Here is a 5,140-nt window from a genome sequence, read left to right as displayed (position 1 = left end):
GGGCGAGCTCACAAGCGCGGAGCGGGAGGAACTGCGTCGGCTGCGGCGGCAGAACCGTGAGCAGGCCGAGACGATCGAGGTGCTGCGAAAAGCGGCGGTCTTCTTCGCGAAGGAGAGCGATCGATGAACGACGTGTATGCGTTCATCGAGGCGGAGAAGACCACCCACTGTCAGCGATCACGCAATTCCCCAGTTCCGCCCGCTTGAGCGTCGCGTAATTCCCCACCTCCGCGGTCACGATTCCCCATGGGGATGGCGGTCGAGAGGGTTGCCCCGGCCACTCGGGAATCCAGTAGAACTTCCCTGTTGTGGTGGTTTGAGAACTGAGTAGTGATCCATCCGGCCTCCTTCTGGTTTCCCATGGGGCATGCCGGAGCGGGGTTAAGGTTCCTGACCATCTTGGAGCCGCAGTCGTCTCCCCCGACCTGCGAGCCGAGAAGCCGACGGACGCACCGGATGGCAAGGAGAGCGTGACTTCCTCGTACTGGACGGCCAACGCGTTGCACCTCGGCATACCCGGCGGTTCCGCGTGCCGGGCTGATGCCGGCTGATGCCGTCCCTGGTGCGGGTCGATCGGCCGCTCATGGCCTCAGGCTGCCGGCCCGCGACGAACGACAACCTGACCGGCCCGCAGTCTCGGTTACGGACCGTCGTGGACGAAGGGGACCCAGAGGGTCGGGTCGGTGGGGTGCTGGGCGCGGAGTTCGGCGACGGCGTGGTGGAGGGCCCGAGCGGCGTCGGCGGAGGTCGGGCCGTCCGGGCCGGCGAGGTGGCGGTAGAAGGCGGCGGCCACCTGGGGTGCGGCCTGGTCGTTGATGGACCATAGGGCCGCCACAACGTGCCGGAATCCCGCGATGCGCAGTGCGGCGGCGGTGTGCACGGCCTCGTCCGGGAGATGCGCGGCGCCCAGTCGCGTGTGGCAGGCAGACAGGAACGCGAGGTCAGCCGTGTCAAGTTGCAGGTCCGCGATGTCGAGGAGGTTGAGGTCACCGTCCCGCAGGCAGAGGCCCGAGCCGGCGGGTGCCGTCATGTCGATCCAGCCGTGGCAGGCGAAGTGCGCCCAGGCGTGCGCGGGCAGCTGTTGCCGTACGGCCGCCGAAGTGGCCGCGTCCTCGGCCAGAACCGTCAGCCGGCGACGGCCGAGGATCTCGTCGAGCGCACGGAGTTCCGCCGCCACTGCGGGCAGCAGGGCATGGCCGCGTTCGGTGTCGGTCAGCGCGACCGCCAGCAGCGTGGGATCCGCGGGCGCGGGCCGCCGCCGGGCGTCGACGAGGGCGGACAGTGTGGTGGTGTACGAGGACACAGCCGCGTACGGCAGGCCGACCGGTTCGATGTGGTCGGCGGCGCTGCGCGGGTAGCGACCGGCGGCGTGCAGCGGCAGAGCGGTGAGGGACGCCGTGGGGCACCACCACAGCCGGGGCGGGGTTGTCGACTCGGTCTGCCAGGCCAGCCGGTCGAGCCGGTCGAGGACCGGCCGGGCGATGTGTTCCCAGAGCCACTCCAGCGTGTTGTGCATGGTGTGCCGGGCACGCTCGCGTATCAGGAAGGTGGCGCTCGGCTTCACGGCGGCCTCCAGGTGGCTCAGGTAGGTGTTGGCGACCGCGTCGATGCCCGGCACGTTCACATCGGGCAGTTCCACGACCTCGATCCTTCCGCCCGGTAACAGGAGGATCGCGTCGCAGCGGATGGTGCTGATGTTGACGATGACGACCGGTCCTTCCTCCGCAGCGGGGGCGAGCGCGTCGAATGTGGCCGGTCCGAGGAATGCGGCAAACCCGCGCAGCTCCCGTACCTCGCACACCAGTTGCTGCCAGCGGCGGGCCAGCCGCAGACGTGTTTCCTGGTCGAGTCGGTTGTCCTTGTTGAGCGTCGCGCGGATCTGCTCCAGTTCAGCGGCGCGATCGCGGTCGCGGGCCGCGAGGGCGGCGAGGTCCTCGCGCAGGTGCAGGGTCGAGCCCCACAGCACCGACCGCCCCTGTTCGAGCAGTTCCACCGCCAGCTCGGGCTGCCCGGTGCTGATCGCCAGGGCCGCCGCCTCGCGCGGCATCGCCGCGCCGTCCTGGATGCTCTGCACCTGGTCGTCGCGGTCCAGGCCCGCCCAGCCGAACTCCCGCAGCAGCGTGACTGCGGCGCAGGACGCCGCCAGGGCGTCGGCCAGGTCGTCAACCTCCATCGCGACCCCGCCCCAGCAGCGCGCGGCGAACAGCCGGTCCTGGACGGAGGAGCCCGTCGCTTCCGCCGCCGCCCGGAGAGCCGCCACCGCCGCCCGGCGGTCCGACTCGTCCCCGTCGCGGAGGAACCGGTTGATCAGCGCCACGGCCTGGCCGGTCTTCACCTCGGCGTAGACGCAGTCCGTCTCAGCGCACACCGCGGCGGCCGCCGTAAAGGCCTCCAGCATCTCGCCCTCGTGAGCGACAACCCCGTGCTGATCGGCGCCCATCAGCAGCTTGCCGAGAATTCGGTTCGCGTCGACCACCGCTCTGCCGCCGCTCGCCAGCGCAGCCGCCTCCCGTGCCACTTCGACAGCCTCGCTCCATCGACCGGCGGCCTCCAGCGCCTGGGCCAGCTTCGCCGCGACGATCGGCCGCTCCACATGGGTCAACGGCAGGGAGTCCAGCGCGCGACGGGCCGCGTCCACGGCGGCCCCGTCGCGAACGGCGAACGCCTCCTGCACCAGCCGCTGCGGGTGGCCCGTCGGCGCGCCTCGCAGAGCTTCCCGCAGGTACTCCTCGACCGCCTCGGCGTCCCGACTGTCCGCGGCCCGTCCGGTCATGTCGGCCCGCGTCTGCAACGCCGCCCTGAGCATCGTCGCTGCCAAGGCGTGCTGGGTATCGTCCGCTTCCACGGCCGCGAGCAGCACTTCGACTGCGGCGTTCAGGTCGTCCAGTGAACTGCGCTGTGTGCCGCGGGTGACCAGTGCCGATCCCAGGTTGATCCGTGACACCGCATCGTCGGAGGTGGTACGCCCGACCGCCGCCTGGCCCAGGTCGACGGCCTCGTCCAGGAGGAGGTCCGTGCTGGTGTGCCGGGCCAGGAACACCAGTGCCGCGCAGAGGCTCGACTCCAGCGCCACCCGGTCTTCCGGGGTGCCGCCGGGCTGTGCCAGGGCCGGTCTGCCGATCTCCTCGACGGCAGTGCGGAGCGGGCCCGCCTCTCCGGTGGCCTGGTAGCGCGCACGCTCCAAAGCGATCAGGACCTGAGTGGCCCTCAACCGCGCGCAGTGACCGGTCGGCAGGACCTTCAGCGCCGCGTACGCGGCGCCGAGTGCCTCGTCGAGGTCCTCTGTCCGTCCCCGGCGGTCATACCGGTCTTTCAGCACGTCACGCAGCGAGGCCAGCATGAGGATACGGGCGGGAAGATCAAAAGGCGCCGACCGCACGGCCTCCCGGTTGAAGTCGACCGCCCGGTTCAGCAGGTCAACATCGCCTGTGTCCGTGAACTCGCTGTACGAGCGTGCCGCGGCCGCGTAGAGCATCACCGGCTCGGTCGTCGGACGCCAGACGATGAAGGGATCGCCCGGCTCGCCCACAGTGCGGAGCAGTCGGTAGATCTGGTCGGCCGCCTCCGGGTGCCCGGCGCCATGCGCGCGGGAGAACCAGTAGAACGCCTCCGCGTACTGTTGCCGTCCCAACGCGCGCACGCCGCTCCGGTAGAAACCGCTGTACTCGCCCTCATCGACCGGCATGGCCCCCCTTGCCGCAGCAGATGGTTTCGAAGCGGCCCCAGCGTAGACCGCCGCCCACTACAGTGATGCCATGTTCGAAGCAGCCGCTCTCGACTACCTGCCCACTACCGACTTCAGGTGGACCGAACGCGCCTTTGAATTCCTGGAAACGGGCGACCTCACCGTCACCCCGTACGCAGGAGGCGGCGCGCCCTGCTTCGTGGTCTCTGGTCCGTGCCCCCGCTGTGGGCACCACCTGGTGGACCGTCAGGTGACCACTGCACTCACTGGCCTGTCCGGGCCCAGCCGCGGCGGGGAGGGCGAGCAGCCGGCCGCCGTGATGTTGGATGTGACCTGCAGCTGCGGCACCGAGCACGGGAACGCCCCGGCGGGGGCGATCGGTTGCGGGGCCAGCTTCCGGATCGAATTGGTCGCGGGATGAACCTGGTGCCCCGCCTCCCCGCGCGACCGCCCACCGAGACCGATCTGGCGGAGCGCGACCGGTTCCAGGCCCTGGTGCGCGAGTCGCTGCCGAGTGTGCGGGCCAGCGCAGAGGCATGGCGCAACGGCCTGGCGGCCCTTGTAACCCTGATCGGCACAGCAGTCGTGATCAAGGGACGGACCACCACAGCCGACCTTCCGCCGCTGTGGCGGCTAGGGGTCACCGTACTGATCGGCGGCGGGCTCGCCCTCGCCGTTACGGGCCTGTGGCACGCCTTGGCCGCGCAGTCCGGGACGAGGCCGTTGGCGATCACGCTGGCCGATATCCACCGTGAGTACGGTTCGGTGGACAACTTCGAGGTCGCCACCGCGATCCGGGCGGAGCGTCGGCTGACGCTCGCCCGCCGCGCCGTCGCGCTGGCGCTGGCCTGCCTGTTCATCGGGACCGCCCTCACCTGGTGGGCACCCGGCGCGTAGCCGGTGAACCCTCCGGTGACGCACGGCCCGGACACTCCTGCTGAGGATCTCCGTGGACGGACAGGACAGGCCGCTGGAGATCCAGCTCGCCGCCGTCACCGGCACGACGATCACCGCCGACTGCAACTGACCCGGCTACCAGGCCGAGGTGGACGAGAGGCGGGCTGCTGGTCGGCGAGGTCCAGCACCGCCCAAGCCGCCTCCATCCCGTACGCGTGCCCCAGCCGCTGTGGGCGAGGCGCCGGCTGGTCTCGACGCCGGCGAACGGCATCTGCTCGTCCACCGGATCCAGCCCTGAGGAAGGAGCGAACCCGTGAGGACCCGGACGCGAGCTCGCATAATAGGACGGGACCCTGGGGAATTACGTGACCGCGGCCCCGGGGAATTACGTGATCGTCCACACACCCACCCAGTCGCTCTGTTGTGCCGGCTGCTGAAAGTGGCCCGCTCCTCCTTCTACGCTTGGATGGCCGGCGAGCAGGCCCGCGCCGCCCGCCGGGCCGCCGACGACGCCCTCGCCCACGAGATCACCGCCTTGCACATCGCCTCCCGGTGCAC

General features: G+C 70.5%; 3 protein-coding genes. 2 read left to right on the top strand and 1 reads right to left on the bottom strand.

Annotated features, from left to right (window positions below):
- Positions 1–640 precede the first annotated feature (640 nt).
- Positions 641–3,685: a CHAT domain-containing protein gene (locus ACWD1U_RS37180; RefSeq protein ID WP_451113781.1), complete on the bottom strand. Its 3,045-nt coding sequence runs from the start codon at positions 3,683–3,685 to the stop codon at positions 641–643.
- A gap of 70 nt (positions 3,686–3,755) precedes the next feature.
- Between ACWD1U_RS37180 and ACWD1U_RS37175 the strand changes: the two genes are divergently transcribed.
- On the top strand, positions 3,756–4,106 hold the full coding sequence (locus tag ACWD1U_RS37175; protein WP_451113780.1) for a hypothetical protein: 351 nt from the start codon (positions 3,756–3,758) through the stop codon (positions 4,104–4,106).
- Entirely contained in the window at positions 4,103–4,582 is a 480-nt protein-coding gene (locus ACWD1U_RS37170) for a hypothetical protein (protein WP_451113779.1), read from the top strand. Before ACWD1U_RS37175 ends, ACWD1U_RS37170 begins: the two co-directional genes overlap by 4 nt.
- Positions 4,583–5,140 lie beyond the last annotated feature (558 nt).

Source organism: Streptomyces sp. NPDC002788 (assembly GCF_053592115.1).
This window is presented reverse-complemented; position numbering and strand designations above follow the sequence as displayed.